The 16,423-nt window shown below is 67.0% G+C and carries 17 protein-coding genes and 1 riboswitch; of the genes, 3 read left to right on the forward strand and 14 right to left on the reverse strand.

What is annotated here, in order from left to right; translation table 11 throughout:
- Positions 1–438 precede the first annotated feature (438 nt).
- The gene (gene aroA, locus JO391_RS12410) at positions 439–1,779 is read right to left on the reverse strand and encodes a 3-phosphoshikimate 1-carboxyvinyltransferase (RefSeq protein WP_220660796.1); all 1,341 of its coding nucleotides are present in this window, start codon (positions 1,777–1,779) and stop codon (positions 439–441) included.
- Positions 1,780–1,847: 68 nt separating this feature from the next.
- Positions 1,848–2,537, reverse strand: coding sequence for a tRNA (guanine(46)-N(7))-methyltransferase TrmB (trmB, locus tag JO391_RS12415; protein WP_220660797.1), 690 nt, complete (start codon positions 2,535–2,537; stop codon positions 1,848–1,850).
- Positions 2,538–2,765: 228 nt separating this feature from the next.
- Between trmB and JO391_RS12420 the strand changes: the two genes are divergently transcribed.
- Together JO391_RS12420 and JO391_RS12425 are read left to right on the forward strand one after the other, a co-directional pair.
- Entirely contained in the window at positions 2,766–3,224 is a 459-nt protein-coding gene (locus tag JO391_RS12420; RefSeq protein WP_220660798.1) for a MarR family winged helix-turn-helix transcriptional regulator, read from the forward strand.
- A gap of 42 nt (positions 3,225–3,266) precedes the next feature.
- Entirely contained in the window at positions 3,267–3,668 is a 402-nt protein-coding gene (locus tag JO391_RS12425; protein WP_220660799.1) for a DUF1398 domain-containing protein, read from the forward strand.
- Here the strand turns inward: JO391_RS12425 and JO391_RS12430 are convergent.
- Entirely contained in the window at positions 3,644–4,102 is a 459-nt protein-coding gene (locus JO391_RS12430) for a VOC family protein (protein WP_220660800.1), read from the reverse strand. The genes JO391_RS12425 and JO391_RS12430 overlap by 25 nt on opposite strands.
- Positions 4,103–4,263: 161 nt before the next feature.
- Here JO391_RS12430 and JO391_RS12435 point away from each other — a divergent pair, with 161 nt between their 5' ends.
- On the forward strand, positions 4,264–5,190 hold the full coding sequence (locus JO391_RS12435) for an alpha/beta fold hydrolase (RefSeq protein WP_220660801.1): 927 nt from the start codon (positions 4,264–4,266) through the stop codon (positions 5,188–5,190).
- Between the two features lie 31 nt (positions 5,191–5,221).
- On the opposite strand, the gene tatA is transcribed toward JO391_RS12435, so the two are convergent.
- The 11 genes from tatA to JO391_RS12490 form a co-directional block, all read right to left on the reverse strand.
- Positions 5,222–5,440, reverse strand: coding sequence for a twin-arginine translocase TatA/TatE family subunit (tatA, locus tag JO391_RS12440; protein ID WP_220660802.1), 219 nt, complete (start codon positions 5,438–5,440; stop codon positions 5,222–5,224).
- Between the two features lie 260 nt (positions 5,441–5,700).
- Positions 5,701–6,867: a methionine adenosyltransferase gene (gene metK, locus JO391_RS12445; protein ID WP_220660803.1), complete on the reverse strand. Its 1,167-nt coding sequence runs from the start codon at positions 6,865–6,867 to the stop codon at positions 5,701–5,703.
- A gap of 6 nt (positions 6,868–6,873) precedes the next feature.
- Positions 6,874–6,922: riboswitch (SAM-SAH riboswitch) on the reverse strand.
- Positions 6,923–6,958: 36 nt separating this feature from the next.
- Positions 6,959–8,446 carry an apolipoprotein N-acyltransferase gene (gene lnt, locus JO391_RS12450; protein WP_375155663.1) on the reverse strand — a complete coding sequence of 496 codons (1,488 nt, stop codon included), beginning with the start codon at positions 8,444–8,446 and terminating at the stop codon, positions 6,959–6,961.
- The gene (locus JO391_RS12455) at positions 8,443–9,324 is read right to left on the reverse strand and encodes a transporter associated domain-containing protein (protein WP_259444687.1); all 882 of its coding nucleotides are present in this window, start codon (positions 9,322–9,324) and stop codon (positions 8,443–8,445) included. The genes lnt and JO391_RS12455 overlap by 4 nt, the downstream gene beginning before the upstream one ends.
- A gap of 60 nt (positions 9,325–9,384) precedes the next feature.
- Positions 9,385–9,888, reverse strand: a complete 504-nt coding sequence (gene ybeY, locus JO391_RS12460; protein WP_220660805.1) for an rRNA maturation RNase YbeY — start codon at positions 9,886–9,888, stop codon at positions 9,385–9,387.
- Between the two features lie 177 nt (positions 9,889–10,065).
- Positions 10,066–11,841: an excinuclease ABC subunit UvrC gene (gene uvrC / locus JO391_RS12465; protein ID WP_375155703.1), complete on the reverse strand. Its 1,776-nt coding sequence runs from the start codon at positions 11,839–11,841 to the stop codon at positions 10,066–10,068.
- A gap of 406 nt (positions 11,842–12,247) precedes the next feature.
- Positions 12,248–13,030 carry an SDR family oxidoreductase gene (locus JO391_RS12470; RefSeq protein ID WP_259444689.1) on the reverse strand — a complete coding sequence of 261 codons (783 nt, stop codon included), beginning with the start codon at positions 13,028–13,030 and terminating at the stop codon, positions 12,248–12,250.
- On the reverse strand, positions 13,027–13,203 hold the full coding sequence (locus JO391_RS12475) for a hypothetical protein (protein WP_220660808.1): 177 nt from the start codon (positions 13,201–13,203) through the stop codon (positions 13,027–13,029). Before JO391_RS12475 ends, JO391_RS12470 begins: the two co-directional genes overlap by 4 nt.
- 1 nt (position 13,204) lies before the next feature.
- Positions 13,205–13,999, reverse strand: a complete 795-nt coding sequence (locus tag JO391_RS12480; protein ID WP_220660809.1) for a S49 family peptidase — start codon at positions 13,997–13,999, stop codon at positions 13,205–13,207.
- Positions 14,000–14,176: 177 nt separating this feature from the next.
- Positions 14,177–14,965: an amino acid ABC transporter ATP-binding protein gene (locus JO391_RS12485; protein ID WP_310795035.1), complete on the reverse strand. Its 789-nt coding sequence runs from the start codon at positions 14,963–14,965 to the stop codon at positions 14,177–14,179.
- Positions 14,966–14,974: 9 nt separating this feature from the next.
- Complete coding sequence (locus tag JO391_RS12490; RefSeq protein ID WP_259444690.1) at positions 14,975–16,423, reverse strand: amino acid ABC transporter permease; 1,449 nt, start codon at positions 16,421–16,423, stop codon at positions 14,975–14,977.

The raw sequence follows: 16,423 nt of genomic DNA on the forward strand, positions 1-16,423 counted from the left end.
CATGCAATCTTCAAACATGGCTGGGACCAGGCAATAACTGTCTATCCGCCAAAGCGGTGATAAACACGCCATTGCGGAGTGGTTGCTGCCCCCAGCCCAGCTCCATGCTCGGCATCCTTGCAGCACAATTTCTGGTTAGGAAGCGAAAAATTTATGCGTTCTCGTCACCGCGCCCGAATAAATCGTGAGCGTGGCCGATTTTGTCACTCCATTCGACCCTGGGACTATTATGCTATGGGCCTTTAATCTTATGGTTGTATGTATTTATGGATATATGTCTTTGCTAGATCACACGACCCGCGCTCGTCTGTATTTACTGCCGTGAGAAAGCCTCCTCAGCTTTCCAACTTTCTTTCGCCTTTAAACCAAGGATTGCGCAGTCGGCCTAGAAAACCCCTCAATCTGCCAACGCTTCGAATCGTAAGTAGACAAATGGGTTCAGATCAACTCAGCGCCAAGATCGCGCATCAGACCTTCAAACAGCGGGAAGGATGTCGCGATGGGGGTGGCGTCGTCCACCGTCACCGGCGCCTGTGCCGCGAGGCCGCAGACCAGGAAACTCATGGCGATCCGATGGTCCAGATGGACGGCGCAGCTCGCCCCACCCGGCACACCGCCTGCACCCATGCCATGAACGATAAGCGTGTCCTCGTCCTCCTCGACGCGCACACCGCAGGCTTCCAAGCCGCGGGCCATTGCGTCGATGCGATCGCTTTCCTTGACACGCAGTTCCTTAACCCCGCGCATCACGGTCGTGCCTTCGGCAAAGGCGGCGATGACCGAGAGGATCGGGTACTCGTCGATCATCGAGGGGGCGCGGTCGGGCGGCACCTCGATGCCCTTGAGGCGGTCGGAAAAGCGTACGCGAAGGTCCGCCACAGGCTCTCCGCCTTCCTCGCGCTGGTTCAGGAACTCGATCTCGGCGCCCATTTCGGCCAAGGTTCGATAAAGTCCATTCCGGGTCAGGTTTTGACTGACTCCAGGCACGGAAATGTCCGACCCCGGCACGATCAACGCAGCAGCCACCGGGAAGGCGGCGGACGAGGGATCACGCGGAACCGCCACGGTCTGGGGCTTCAGCTCGGGCCGTCCGGCCAGGGTGATGATGTGACCTTCGGCGCCCTTCTCCACATGAAGCCGCGCCCCGAAGCCCACGAGCATCCGTTCGGAGTGGTCGCGAGTCGGCTCGCGTTCGATCACCACGGTCTCGCCGGGCGCGTTCAGGCCCGCCAGCAGCACCGCGGATTTCACCTGTGCCGATGCCACCGGCAGCGCATAGCGGACCGGCACGGGATCGGCGGCGCCGACGACGGTCATGGGAAGGCGTCCGCCTTTGCGGCCCCAGGCGCGAGTGCCGAACATCGAGAGCGGATCGGTGACCCGGCCCATCGGGCGTTTGCGCAAGGACGCGTCGCCGGTGAAGGTGGCAGTGATCGGCGAGGTGGCCATGGTGCCCATGATGAGCCGGACGCCGGTGCCGGAGTTGCCGCAGTCGATCACATCTTCGGGCTCGCGGAAGCCGCCGACCCCAACTCCATGAACTGACCAGGCGCCTTCGCCGTGGCGCGTCACTTCGGCGCCGAAGGCCCGCATGGCCTTTGCGGTGTCCAGCACGTCCTGGCCTTCCAGGAGTCCGGTGATCTTCGTCTCGCCCACGGCCATGGCGCCGAAGATCAGCGCGCGGTGGCTGATGGACTTGTCGCCGGGGATCAGGGCCAGCCCCTTGATGGCACCGGACTTGCGCGAGGTCATCGGGCGGGCTTGGCCGTGGCCGGACATGGGGCACTCCTGCAGAAAGGTCGGTGCCTGATAGCGCACCCGTTTCGGGTCGTCCACGGGCAGCAGGGTCAGCGCCGGCGGAAGGTGAGGTAGTGCGGCGGGCGACCCTCGCGCAGGGCTTTCTGTTCGTAACGGGTGGAGAGCCAGTCGGACCAGGGGGTGCTGCCCTGGTCGATCAGGTCGAAGCCGGCGGGCGGGACTTCCTCCAGCGTCTGGCGGACGTAGTCGGGGATGTCGGTGGCCACGCGGAACTCGGCGCCCGGCTTCATCGCGCGGGCGAGGGGGAGGAGGTGTTCGGGGGTGACGAAGCGGCGGCGGTGGTGGCGGGCCTTGGGCCAGGGATCGGGGTAGTTGAGGAAGGCCTTCGACAGGCAGGCGTCGGGCAGGACGTCGAAGAGGTCGCGGACGTCGCCCGGGTGGAGGGCGAGGTTGGAAAGGCCCGCCGCCCGGATCTTGCCGAGGAGCATGGCGATGCCGTTCACGAAGGGTTCGGCGCCGATGATCTGGGTCTGGGGGTTGAGGGCGCCCATGTGGACGAGGTGTTCGCCCCCGCCGAAGCCGATCTCGAGCCAGAGGGGGGCGTCGCCCCAGGGGGTGAGGTCCAGCGGCCGGCGCTCGGGGTTCTCGTCCCGTGTCACGCCCTTGAGGCTGAGGCGGTCGAGGTCCTCGGCCAGGTAGGCCTTTTGCGCCGCCCGGAGGGTCTTGCCATGGGTGCGGCCATAGAAGTTGCGGTGGGTGAGGGCGGGATCGGAGGACATGGGCGACCCTTTCAAGGCGCCGGGGGATTAGCCGGGGCCGGGGTGGGGGTCAAGGCCGGGGGCAGGGGCGGAGGGGCGTCCGAGCTCGGACGCTTTTCGCACATAATGATTTCAATGACTTGCGGTTACGAATTAACTTGGACTTAAGAATTGCCCGCGACCGCGCGAGCCGCGCGCCCGAATTTGGTTGACGCGGAAACCATTTTTGTTAGTTTCCAGGGAAACCAAATGGACCCGAGTCGCATGACCTCCGACCTGACGGATCACCTGGGCTACTGGCTGCGGCTGGTGTCGAATGCTGTATCGAACGGCTTTGCGCGCCGCCTTCAGGCCAAGGACGTGACGGTGGCGGAATGGGTGCTGCTGCGCCTGCTGCTGGCGGGCAAGGGCCAGCCGTCGGCCCTGGCGCGCGAGATGGGCATGACCAAGGGCGCCATCAGCAAGCTCTCCGACCGGCTGGAAGCGCGCGGGCTGGTGGCGCGGCAGTCCGATCCGCAGGACGGGCGGGCGCAGGTGCTGCGCCTGACCGAGGCCGGCGCGGCGCTGGTGCCCCTGCTGGCGGCGATGGCCGACACGAACGACACGGAATTCTTCGCCGTCCTGAGCGAAGACGAGCGCGCCACGCTGAGGGCGCTGATTGAGAAGATGGCCGAGCGTCACGGGCTGACCGAGACGCCGGTGGACTGACCCCACACTGACCTGACCCTGACCCGAGAAAGGACCTGCGCCATGGACGCGGAACGGATTTCTATTGCCCAGACCTGCCTGAACGCCGCGCATGACGGCAGCATGGCCTTCCCGAAGATCGTGGGGATGTTGATCGGCGCCGGATTCGACGGCTATCTGGTGGACTATCGCCGCAACACAACGAGCTACTACCTGCCCGATGGAGACAGCGCCGATCTGGCGATGCCGACCCATGGCGGTGCGGTCGCTGAGCGGTTCGATGCCGCCGAGGTTGCCGCCGCGGTGCGGGCGACGCAGGCCGGGGGGCCGGATTACACCTATGTGGGGTTCTGCGAGCGGGTGAAGGCCGCGGGCTGTGCGGGATATCTGGTGTCGTTCTGTGGACGGCGGGTTCTTTACTTCGGACGCACCGGCGAGGTTCAGGTCGAGATGTTCCCGTCCTGATCCAGCGGGCGTTCGCCGATGCGTTCGGCGACCATGACAAGGTAGCCGTCCGGGTCCTGCACGAGAAACTCGCGCTGGCCGCCCAGGCGGTCGCCCCAGTCACGCCACTTCTCGCGCAGAGGCACATAGAAGGGCAGGCCGGCCGCCTGGACGCGGGCGGCCACCGAGCGCACATCGGACACGAAAACCTGCACCACGGTGCCGCGGCCATAGGGCGGCTCCATCGGCCCGGTCTCCCAGTCGCCGTCGCGCTCATAGACCATGACCTGTGCGCCATCGGGGTGTTCCAGACAGGCGAGTTTCTGCGACGGGCGTTCGAAGGCGATGTGGAAGCCAAGGACCGATGTCCAGAACTCCCGGGCGCGGGGATAGTCCGACACCATCATCTCGGCGATGAGGGGCGACCAGCGGGCGGGAGGTGCGCCGGTGCCCATGTCAGGCACGGGACTTTGGCAAGGGGCGGGTCATGGTGGCTCTCCTGCGGTTCGCTGCGAGGGTAGCCGTGGCGCAGCGGGGGTGGAAGGGCCGGCGCACAGTGCGGATTGACAGGAGGCAGGCCGACTGGCCCAATCGGGAAATTGCCCAGGAGGAAACCATGTCCGACCGAATGCTCCCTGTCCGTCTGCCCCGGCCCGCGCTTGCGGGGCTGCGGACCCTTTCGATGTGCACGGTACTGGCCCTGGGCGTGCTGCCTGCGGCGGCGGATACGGCACTGCCTGACCAGGAGGGTTGGGTTGCGGCGCGGAAATCCGTGACGACAGCCGATGGCCAGATGCTGACCTATGTGGAAGCCGGGCCGAGCGAGGGCCAGCCGGTGATCCTGCTGCATGGTTATACCGACAACAGCCGCAGCTGGTCCTTGCTGGCGCCCCATCTGGAGGGACGGCGGCTGATCATGGTGGACCAGCGCGGCCACGGCGGCAGCGCCGCACCGGCGTGCTGCTATGATCCCGGCGTGATGGCCGAGGATATTGCGGGGCTGATGACGGCGCTGGACATCGACAAGGCCGATGTCGTGGGCCATTCCATGGGATCGGTGACGGCGGCCACGCTTGCGGCCTGGCATCCCGACAAGGTGGACCAGCTGGTGCTGATCTCCACCGCCGTCGAGATGCCGGCGGCGCCGACCGAATGGCTGTGGGCCAATGTGCCGGGCCTGCCCCAGCCGATCGACCCGAACAGCCAGTTCATGCTGGACTGGTACTACAACCCCAACCCGGTGCCTGCCGACTTCATCGACCGCGAGCGCGCGGAGAGTGCCGCCACCTCGCATGACGCCTGGATGGGTGTGCTTCGCGGGCTGACTGCGATGGATCTGGGCAAGGTGGCGCCGATGGTGAAGGCGCCCACGCTGATCCTTTGGGGCGACCAGGACGGGTTCTTCGATGCGGCCAGCCAGGAGGCGGTGAAGGCCGCCTATCCGGCGGCTGAATACCAGGCCTATCCGGGCTATGGGCACAACATGTTCTGGGAAGTGCCCGATCAGGTGGGCGCCCGGCTCATGGCTTTCCTGAAGCCCTGAGCCGGAGGGCCGCGCGCGTCGGGCTCGATCGTCAGAGGCGCGAGGTTTCGTCCGTGATGGCCTTCGGGCCGGGGTCCTGCTGGGCCGCCGCTTCGGCGGCGGCCTGGGCTTCGCCGTCCTTCATGGCGGATTTGAAGCTGGAAATGCCCTTGCCGACTTCGCCCATCAGCGAGGCGACCTTGCCCTTGCCGAAGAGGACAAGGACGACGATGGCAATGAGAAGCAGTTGGGTGGGACTCATGGGGTGCATGGCGGGTCTCCGGGGAATGATGCGCCTTCGATACGCCCGGACGCCCTGCCCCGCCACGGGTGGCGGCGGCAGACGATGTCTGTAGCTGCCGCGTTTTTGTCAGTTTCGCCTTGGGCGAAGAACCCCGAAGCGGTTCCACGACACGCAAACGGCGGCGCCTTTCGGTGCCGCCGGGGATGAGTTTGCGGCAGCGCCGCGGGGGATGAGTTTGCGGCAGCGCCGCGGGCGGGGGCTCGATGCCCCCGCCCGCGGCACCTGCGTCAGACCGCCTTCTTCAGCGCCTCGACCAGGTCGGTGCGTTCCCAGGAGAAGCCCCCGTCGGCCTCGGGGGCGCGGCCGAAATGGCCGTAGGCCGAGGTGCGGGCGTAGATCGGGCGGTTCAGCCCCAGATGGGTGCGGATGCCGCGCGGCGTCAGGTCCATGACCTCGGCCACCGCCTTTTCGATCGCCGCTTCGTCCACCTGGCCGGTGCCGTGCGTGTCGACATAGATCGACAGGGGCTTGGCCACGCCGATGGCATAGCTGACCTGAAGCGTGCAGCGGTCGGCGAGGCCGGCGGCAACGACGTTCTTGGCCAGGTAGCGCGCGGCATAGGCGGCGGAGCGGTCCACCTTGGTCGGGTCCTTGCCCGAGAAGGCGCCGCCGCCGTGGGGGGCCGCGCCGCCGTAGGTGTCGACGATGATCTTGCGCCCGGTCAGGCCCGCGTCGCCGTCTGGCCCGCCGATCACGAAGGTGCCGGTCGGGTTGACGTGCCATTCGGTCTTCTTGGTCAGCCAGCCTTCGGGCAGGATTTCGCGGATATAGGGTTCCACGATGCCGCGGATGACCTTCGAGGTCTGCCGCTTCGAGGTGTGCTGGGTGGAAAGGACGAGCGAAGTGACCTCGACCGGCTTGCCGTTTTCATAGCGCAGCGTGAGCTGGCTTTTCGCATCGGGGCCGAGCGTGGGTTCGGCGCCGGATTTGCGGGCCTCGGCCAGGCGGCGCAGGATGGCATGGGCGTACTGGATGGGGGCCGGCATGAACTCGGGCGTCTCGCGCGTGGCATAGCCGAACATGATGCCCTGGTCGCCCGCGCCGTCGCGGTCCACGCCCTGCGCGATATGGGCGGACTGTTCATGGATGTAGTTGTGGACCTTGATTTTGTCCCAGTGGAACTTCTTCTGTTCGTAGCCGATGTCGCGGACGCAATCGCGGACGATGGCGTCGATGCGGCCCATCATCTCGTGCGTCTTTTCCTTGCTGGAGAGCCCCACCTCGCCGCCGACGACCACGCGGTTGGTGGTGGCGAAGGTTTCGCAGGCGACGCGGGCGTTGGGTTCTTCCGTCAGGAAGGCGTCGAGCACCGCATCGGAGATGCGGTCGCACACCTTGTCGGGGTGCCCCTCCGAAACGGATTCGGAGGTGAAGACATAGTTCAGGCGGGACATGGAAAGCGCTCCGTTGGATGATCCCCGCCACGCCAGGAAGCCGTTGTGACGGTTCGTGATCGCAAACGGCTAACGGGCGTGTCGGGAAAGGTCAAGCCTTCGCGCGGCGGGGCCGCCAGAGCCAGAGTGCGAGGAGGGCGAGCACCAGAAGCAGGGGCGTTTCGCCCCAGCGGGCGTAGGGAGGCGGCGGCAGGGCGCCGGGGAGGGCGGCGTCGAGCCGGCCTTCGGTGGCGAAGGGCAGCTCGGCGGTGACGCGGCCGCGGGCGTCCACCATGGCGGTGATGCCGGTGTTGGCGGCGCGGGCCAGCGGCAGGCCCTGTTCGATGGCGCGGAAGCGGGCCTGGGCGAAATGCTGCCAGGGGCCGGTGAGCGTGCCGAACCAGGCGTCGTTGGTGGCCTGGATGATCCACGAGGCGCGCGGGCCGGGGATGCGCAGGCTTTGGGGAAACACCGCCTCGTAGCAGATGAGCGGCAGGGCGCGGCCGAGGCGCGGGCCGAGGTCCAGCGTGACGGCGGCGGGGCCGGGGGAATAGCCCGCGCCGGCCTGCGAGGCGAAGGCGCGGATGCCGAACCAGTCGAAGGCCAGGTCGCCCATGGGGATGTATTCGCCGAAGGGCACGAGGTGGTGCTTGTCGTAGGTCAGGGCGATCTGGCCATCCGGCATGACGAGGCCGAGGCTGTTCCAGGCGCGGTCGCCCTCGATGCGCTGGAAGCCGATCAGCACCGGGGCGCCCTGCCCGGCCTCGGCGATGATGTCGGGCAGCATCGAGCCTTCGTCGATCAGATAGGGCAGCGCGGTCTCGGGCCAGATCGTGAGGTCAGGCCGCGGCGGCAGGGCCGTGTTGGCGATGAGCCGTTCGAAATGGTCGCGGGCGAGGTCGGGATCCCATTTCAGATCCTGCGCGGCATTGGGCTGCACAAGGCGGATCGTCACGCCCGGCGCGGGCGGTTCGGGCTCGGCGAGGCGCCAGCTGCCCCAGCCCCATCCCGCGGCCAAGAGGGCAAGGCCCAGGACCGCCGGAAGGGGCCGCAGGGTGGCAAGGGCTGCGGCGGCGAGAAGCGTGGCGAGGGTCAGGGCATAGGGGCCGGCGAGGGCCACGGTCTGGGCCAGAGGCGTATCGACCCAGACATGGCCGGGCAACGCCCAGGGAAAGCCCGTCAGCACATAGCCGCGCGCCAGTTCGGCGACGGCCAGCGCCACGGCGAAGGCAGCGATGCGGTGGCGTGACAGGGCAGAGGCTGCGGCGGCGCCGGCCCAGAAAAGGCCAAGCCCGGCGTTGAGCAGGACCACGGCGAAGGGGATCATCCACGCATGGCGCGCGGGGTCCACCAGGAAGGGCTCGACGATCCAGGTCATCGCGGCGGCGAAATGGCACGCGCCACCGATGAGGCCGATCCATGCCGCGGCGGCCGGGCCGGGCATCCGCGCAACCAGCCGGATCAGGCCAGCCAGCGCGACCAGCGTGACGGGCCACCAGCCAAGCGGCGCCTGCCCGGCCGCTGCAAGCGCGCCAAAGAGGGCGGCGAGTGCGACAGGCCGGACGCCCGGCCAGCCGGGAAGGCGTCGGGGCAGCCTCACGCCCCGGCGGGCTCCGCTGGCGGCGGCACGGCCCCCGGCAGGCGAACGCGCAGGCGCTTGATGCGGCGGGGATCGGCATCCACCACTTCGAACTGAACGCCGCTTTCATGCGGCACGATCTCGCCCCTGGCCGGCACGCGACCGGTGCGCAGGAAGACAAGGCCGCCGAGGGTGTCGATGTCCTCGTCTTCCTCGCCCGACCGCAGCGTCAGGCCGATGGCCTGTTCGAACTCTTCCAGCGGGGCGGTGGACTGGACGAGATAGACGCCTGGCTTTTCCTCTTTCCAGAGCGCGCCCTCGTCCTCGTCGTGTTCGTCCTCGATCTCGCCGATGACGGTTTCGATCAGGTCCTCTATCGTGACAAGGCCATCGACCCCGCCGTATTCGTCGATCACCAGCGCCATGTGGACCCGTTCGCGCTGCATCTTTTGCAGCAGGACGCCCACGGGCATCGAGGGCGGGGCATAAAGCACGGGGCGCAGGAGCTTCTTCAGCGAGAAGCGGCCCGTGGTGCCGAAACCGAATTGCAGCGCCAGATCCTTGAGAAGCACGAGGCCCTGCGGATGGTCGAGCGTGCCCTTGTAGACCGGCAGTCGCGAAAAGCCGTGAGTTCGGAACACTTCGACCAGTTCGTCCTTGCCGATGTCGATGGGCACGGCGGCGATTTCCACCTTGGGGATGGCCACGTCATCGACACGCAGCTTGCGCAGGTTGACAAGACCGTGCGGAGCCGCGGCGGCCGGCGCGGCCGCGGTGCCCGAACCTTCGGCCGGAGACGGCTCTGCCGGTGAAAATGCGCTTAACAACCGGCCGAGGAGCCCGCGTCGCTGCGATTCCTCGGGACTCTCGGAGATGTCCTGCGGCTGGTCCGCCGGCATCCCATCGTTCTGACTACCCATCTGTCCTTGATCCGATGCGCCCCGTCTGGCGGGACTGCCCTAGTATGGGTCCGCGATCCCCAGGGTTGCAAGTACGCGAACCTCGATCGACTCCATCCTTTCGGCATCCGCCTCTTCGATGTGGTCGTGACCCAGAAGATGCAGCACGCCATGCACCAGAAGATGGGTGACGTGGTCGGCCATGGCCTTGCCCTGTTCCGCCGCCTCGCGTTCGCAGGTTTCCCAGGCGATGGCGATGTCGCCAAGCGATTCGGGGTCATCGGCTTCGCCCGGTTCGGGCGGCAGCGGATCGCCGCCCGGTTCGTCTGGCGAGAGATCCTCGGCCGGCCAGCTGAGCACGTTGGTGGGCTGGGGCTTGCCGCGGAAATCGGCGTTGAGGCTGGCAATCCGGGCATCGTCGCAGCCCATGACGACGATCTGGAAGCCCGCGGGGTCGAGCCCGAGCCCGGCCAGCGTGGCGCGGGCCGCGCTTTCGGCGCGGGCCTCAAGCCCGAAGGCCAGCCAGCGATCATCCTCGATCACGGTATCGACGAGCGGTTCCATGGCGGCTTCCTACAGGGGCCGGAGCGGTGGGGCAACTGCGGCCGGAGGGCGAATGGGGGGGCGGGCAGTTCTTCTGCCCCCGGAGAATCGGACACCGAGGCCCCCTCCCCTACCCCTCCCCACAGGGGGGAGGGGGCCCGAAGCCCCGTGGCCCTGCGCTTCGGGCGCCGCCCGCGACTATGACCTTTCGTGGTAGAAGTCGTGGATCGCCTGGGCCAGCGTTTCCGAGATGCCGTCCACGGCCTTCAGATCCTCGACCCCTGCCCGGCTGACGGCCTTGGCGCTGCCGAAATGGGCCAGCAGCGCGCGCTTGCGGGTGCTGCCCACGCCGGGGATGTCGTCCAGCGTGGTGACGGTGGTGGCCTTCGCCCGCTTGGCGCGGTGCGCGCCGATGGCCCAGCGGTGCGCCTCGTCGCGCAGGCGCTGCACGAAGTAGAGCACCGGGTCGTTGCGCGGCAGGGCGAAGGGGGGCTCGCCCAGGCGGTGGAACTCCTCTTTCCCTGCGTCTCGGTCGATGCCCTTGGCCACGCCGACAAAGGGCACGTCGTCCACGCCAAGCTCGGCGAGGATTTCGCCCACTGCCGAAACCTGGCCCTGACCGCCGTCGATGAGCAACAGATCGGGCCAGGCATCGGACTTGCGTTCGGGGTCTTCTTTCAACAGGCGCTCGAAGCGGCGGGTCAGCACCTCTTTCATCATGCCGAAGTCGTCGCCCTGCGCGCCGGCCTCGCCCTTGATGTTGAACTTGCGGTACTGGGATTTCAGAAAGCCTTCCGGCCCGGCCACCACCATGCCGCCCACGGCGTTGGTGCCCTGGATGTGGCTGTTGTCGTAGATCTCGATCCTCTGCGGCGGGGCATCGAGGTCGAAGGCTTCGGCCAGGCCCGCCAGCAATTTGTTCTGGGTGGAGCTTTCGGCCATCCGGCGCGCCAGGCTTTCTCGGGCGTTGCGGGCGGCGTTTTCCACAAGCTCGGCCTTTTCACCGCGCTGCGGCACGGCAAGTTCGACCTTGCGGCCCGCGCGGTCGGCCAGAAGCTGGGCCACCAGATCCTCGTTCTCCACGGGATGCGACAGCAGGATGAGGCGGGGCGGGTCCTTGTCGTCGTAGAACTGGCTGAGGAAGGCTTCCATGATCTCGGGCTCGTCGGCCCCCGCCCCGGTCTTGGGGTAGAAGTCACGGTTGCCCCAGCTTTGGTGGGCGCGGATGAAGAAGACCTGCACGCAGGCCTGCCCGCCTTCCACATGCAGGGCCACCACGTCGGCCTCGTCCACGCCGCGCGGGTTGATGCCCTGGGAGGACTGCACCTGCGTCAGCGCGCGGATGCGGTCACGCAAGGCCGCGGCGCGTTCGAACTCCATCGCTTCGGAGGCGCGGGCCATCTCGGCGGCGAGGTCGGCCTGGACGGCGGTGGTCTTGCCGGACAGGAACAGCTCGGCATCCTTGACCAGTTCGGCATAGCCGGCCTCGTCGATCTTGCCGACGCAGGGGGCCGAGCAGCGCTTGATCTGGAATTGCAGGCAGGGGCGCGTGCGGCTGGCAAACATGGAATCGGTGCAGTTGCGCAGCAGGAACACCTTCTGCAACTGGTTCAGCGTGCGGGTCACGGCGCCTGCGCTGGCGAAGGGGCCGAAGTAGGAGCCCTTCTCTTTCTTCGCGCCGCGATGCTTCTTGATCTGGGGGAAGGGATGCTCGCCGCCGATCAGGATGTTGGGGAAGCTCTTGTCGTCGCGCAGAAGCACGTTGTAGCGCGGCTTCAGCTGCTTGATGAGGTTCTGTTCCAGAAGCAGCGCCTCGGTCTCGGTGCGCGTGGTCAGGAACATCATCGAGACGGTCTCGAAGATCATGCGGGCGATGCGGGCGGAATGGCCCGTTGGGCGGGCGTAGTTGGACACCCGCGCCTTCAGGTTGCGCGCCTTGCCGACATAGAGCACCTCGCCCTTGGCATTGAGCATCCGGTAGACGCCGGGCGAGCCGTCGAGGGACTTCAGGTAGCCCTGGATGACCTCGTGCCCCGAGGCGGTTGCAGTGCTGTCGGGCCTGTCTTCGGTCACGGTCGACCCCCCGGAGGATTCATCGATTCTGGTCCTTGGCTGCAACGGTGGACCGGGTTGCGCAAGCAGAAAGCTGTCCACGGTTTCTGGGGATAACTCTGCGGGAAACTTTCCGGGAGTGGGCATTTTTCCTTGTTTTCGGCCCACCTCATCGGCCCGCACAATTTTTAGGCAAAATCATAACCGCATGATAAAGCTACGATAAATCTTGAGGGTCGGGCAAATGTTTGAAAATTCTCAAGATTCCGTGACAGTCCCATGACTTGCGGGCCGCAAGTGGACAAGTGGCCGCGGGTCTGCCGCGGCGTCACTCCACGCCCAGGACATCCGGTGTCTTCCAGGCCAGGTGCTGGCCCCCGTCGGTGCAGATGAGCTGGCCCGTGACCGAGGGCGAATCGAGGAAAAACCCAACGGCGGCAGTGATGTCCGAGGGGTTGGAGCCGCGGGCCAGGATGGTGGAGGCGCGCTGTCGGGCGAAGTGGTCTTCGGACTGGCGGCCGCCTCGCAGGGTGGGTCCAGGGCCGATGGCGTTGACCCGGACTCGAGGCGCGAGCGCCTGCGCGGCGGTGCGGGTCAGGGCCCAGAGGCCCATCTTGGCGAGCGAGTAGGTCATAAACTCGGGCGTAGGTTTCAGCACGCGCTGGTCGATCATGTTCACCACCAGCGCCTGCGCCACCGGCTCGCCCGCATGGTCCGGCACCGGGTCCGGCGCCTGGGCGGCGACATGCTGGGTCAGCACGAAGGGGGCGCGCAGGTTCGATTCCATGTGCCTGTCCCAGCTGGTGCGGGTGGCGGAAGCGAGGTTGTCGTATTCGAAAATGGAAGCGTTGTTCACAAGGACCGTCAGCGACCCTTCCAGCGCCTCGGCTGCGCGGGCGACCAGCGGCTGCACCTGCGCCTCGTCCAGGAGGTCGGCCTGCAGCGCCACGGCACGCCGGCCGAGGGCCTGGATCTCGGCCACGGTATCGGCGGCCTCGGCGGCACTGCCGGAATAGTGCACGGCCACGTCGAAGCCCCGCCCAGCCAGATAAAGGGCGATGGCGCGGCCGATGCGGCGGGCGCCGCCGGTCACGAGAGCGCGTTGTGTCACTTGATCCTCCGCGTCTCGCAGGGACAGGGTCCGGTGCCGATCTTCGGGCGGCCGCATTTGGCGCAGCGGCCGGGCAGGAAGCGCTTCTTCAGCCGGCCAGGGAACAGGAGGTTGGCCACCATCGCCATCAGGGCCATGGCGAGGAGAAAGAGGAGGACAACCTTCACCAGCATGTCAGAGGCCGTAGCGCGCCCAGAGGGCGCGCTCTTCGACCAGACCGCCCAGACTGTCTGTCATGGCCAGCCCAAGCCGCTGCGCCAGGCTGCGGCGCTGGCCGAAGGGGACGAGGCGCACCTTGGGACCGAAGAGTTCCTGCATCTTGGGAACCAGATGGCCAAGGCCATCGGCCAGACCCACATCCACGCCGGCCTGGCCGAGCCAGATGTCTGCGTTGAACAGGTCTGCATCGGGCTTGAGCCGGGCGCCCCGTCGCGCCTTCACCTGGGCGATGAAGGTTTCGTGCAAGGGTGACAGCAAGGCGTGGATGCGCGCACGGTCTTCCTCGGTCTGCGGGCGGAAGGGATCGGCGAAGCTTTTCGACTTGCCGGCGGTTTCGACCCGGCGCTCGATGCCATGGCGGGCCAGAAACTCGGGGAAGCCGAAGCTGGCATGGATCACGCCGATGGAACCGACGATGGAGCTGGCGTCCAGCCAGATGCGGTCGGCCGCTGTGGCCAGCCAGTAGCCGCCGGAGGCGGCCACATCCTCGACAAAGGCATGGACGGGGATGCCCTTCTCATCGGCCAGGCGCCGGATGCGCGCCGCGATCAGCGAGGATTGCGCCGGCGAGCCGCCGGGGGAGTTGATGGCCAGCGCCACTGCCGCCGGCTTTCCGCGCGAGAAGGCGCGTTCGATCAGCGGGGCAAGGGCTGCATCCGACAGCGCACGTGGCCCAGCCCCGATGGCGCCCTGCAGGCGGATCACGGGAACGACGGGCGGCTTGGGAAGAAACGGGATGAGATGTCGCATGACACTGATCTAGGGCGGCAGGGGCAGAAAGGAAATGGCCCTGGCCCGACATGACCGCCACAACAGTGCCAACGGGCCCTGTGGGCCGGTCCTGCCCCCCTCCCCTGCCCTCCCCACGAGGGGGGAGGGTGGCGCTCGTGACAGGCGGCGACGCCGGGCGAGGCCGCCGCGCGAAGGTCAGTGCCCGAGGATCTGGCTGAGGAACAGCTTGGTGCGTTCGCTCTTGGGGTTCGAGAAGAACTCCTTCGGCTCGTTCTGTTCGACGATCTGGCCCTGGTCCATGAACACGACCCGGTTCGCCACGGCCTGAGCGAAACCCATCTCGTGCGTGACGCAGAGCATGGTCATGCCTTCCTCGGCCAGCTCGATCATGGTGTCGAGCACTTCCTTGATCATTTCCGGATCAAGCGCCGAGGTGGGTTCGTCGAACAGCATGATGCGCGGCTTCATGCAGAGCGAACGGGCGATGGCGACGCGCTGCTGCTGGCCGCCGGACAACTGGCCCGGATACTTGTTCGCCTGCTCCGGGATCTTGACCTTGCGCAGGAAGTGCATCGCGGTCTCTTCCGCCTCGCGCTTGGGGATCTTGCGGACCCAGATCGGCGCCAGCGTGCAGTTTTCCAGGATCGTGAGGTGCGGGAACAGGTTGAAGTGCTGGAACACCATGCCGACTTCGGAGCGCACCTTGTCGATGTTCTTCAGGTCGCTGGTCAGTTCGGTGCCGTCGACGACGATCTGGCCGGACTGGTGTTCTTCCAGCCGGTTGATGCAGCGGATCAGCGTGGACTTGCCCGACCCCGAGGGGCCGCAGATGACGATGCGTTCGCCGCGGCGCACCGTCATGTCGATGTCGCGCAGGACGTGGAAGGTGCCGTACCACTTGTTCATGCGGGAGATCTGGACGGCGACTTCGTCGCTGACCTGCATGTGGCTGCGGTCGACCTTGCGGGTGATGGCTTCGGACATGGGGGCTCCTTACCGATGGTCGGTCTTCAGCTTGCGTTCCAGGTACATCGAGTACCGGGACATGCCGAAGCAGATGAGGAAGAAGATCGCGCCGACATAGATGTAGGGCTCCCAGTAGATGCCCTTCCAGTTGATGTCGGCGCGCACGATCTGCGTGACGCCCTTCAGCGGGTCCATCAGGCCCACGAAGGCCACGAGGGTGGTGTCCTTGAACAGACCGATGAAGGTGGAGACGATGCCGGGGATCGACACCTTCAGCGCCTGCGGCATGATGATGAGCCGCTGCGCCTGCCAGTAGTCGAGGCCAAGCGCATCGGCCGCCTCGTACTGGCCGCGCGGGAGGGCGGCGAGACCACCGCGGATCACCTCGGCCAGATAGGCGGCGGCGAAGAAGGTGACGAGGATGATGACGCGCAGAATGATGTCGAACTGGGTGTTCGGCGGCAGGAAGTACTGCAACAGCAGCGAGGCCGTGAACAGGAGCGTGATCAGCGGCACGCCGCGGATGAACTCGATGAAGCCCACCGAGAGCGTCTTGACGATGAACATGTTCGACTGGCGGCCAAGCGCCAGCAGGATGCCCACGGGCAGCGAGCAGGAGATGGCGGTGACGCCGATCACGATGGCCAGGAGGAAGCCGCCGAACTGGTCGGATTTCACCGGCTCCAGCCCCAGGGGGGCGACGGACGCGAAGGCCCCGGCCACCGGTCCGCTGACATAGAGCCACCAGATCACTGCCGCCACGATGCCAAGGCCGACGGCGACGGGGGCGCCAACGCGACCCGCCAGCAGCCGGGCGACCACAGCGAGGATGGCGAAGCCCGCCATTGCCATCACCGGGGTCCAGAAGGACCCGCCCCAGAGCAGCAGGAAGCAGAGCGCCGGGAAGGCCGCGGTGAACCACAGAAGAGCGCCGGGCCGGGTCTGCGCCAGCGCGGCGAGCGCGCCAAGCAGCACGACGAGGCCGACGAACACCATGGCGGGCGCCGAGGCGAGCCAGAGCGTGATGAGGAGGCCCAGGAAGGCGCTGCCGATCATGGTGGTCAGGACGCGCTTCTGCCCGGCATAGAGCACGGGGCCGATGGCCACGAACAGAAGTCCGAAGGCCAGGATGGGCCGCCACCACAGCGCCGGCGGGTAGAAGCCGAAGATGAACTGGTGCCAGCGTTCGCGGATCACGGCCCAGCAGGCGCCGGTCGCGCCTTCGCCTGCCGAGGCCGCGATGATCTCGCGGCATTCGCCCAGCGAGGAGGCGTGCCAGACGCCGTTCAGCCACCAGGGCAGCGCGCTCTTGATGATGAGCGCGAGGATGATCAGGCCGACGACGGTGAGGATGCCGTTCAGCCAGGAGGAGAACAGGTTCTCATGCAGCCATTTCACCACGCCGGATTCGCGGGTGGGCGGCGGCTGCGGCGGCAGCATCTGGCTGCGGACGAAGGAGGGCGTCTTGCTTTCCAT

This window comes from Neotabrizicola shimadae (assembly GCF_019623905.1).
Lineage (GTDB): Bacteria > Pseudomonadota > Alphaproteobacteria > Rhodobacterales > Rhodobacteraceae > Neotabrizicola > Neotabrizicola shimadae.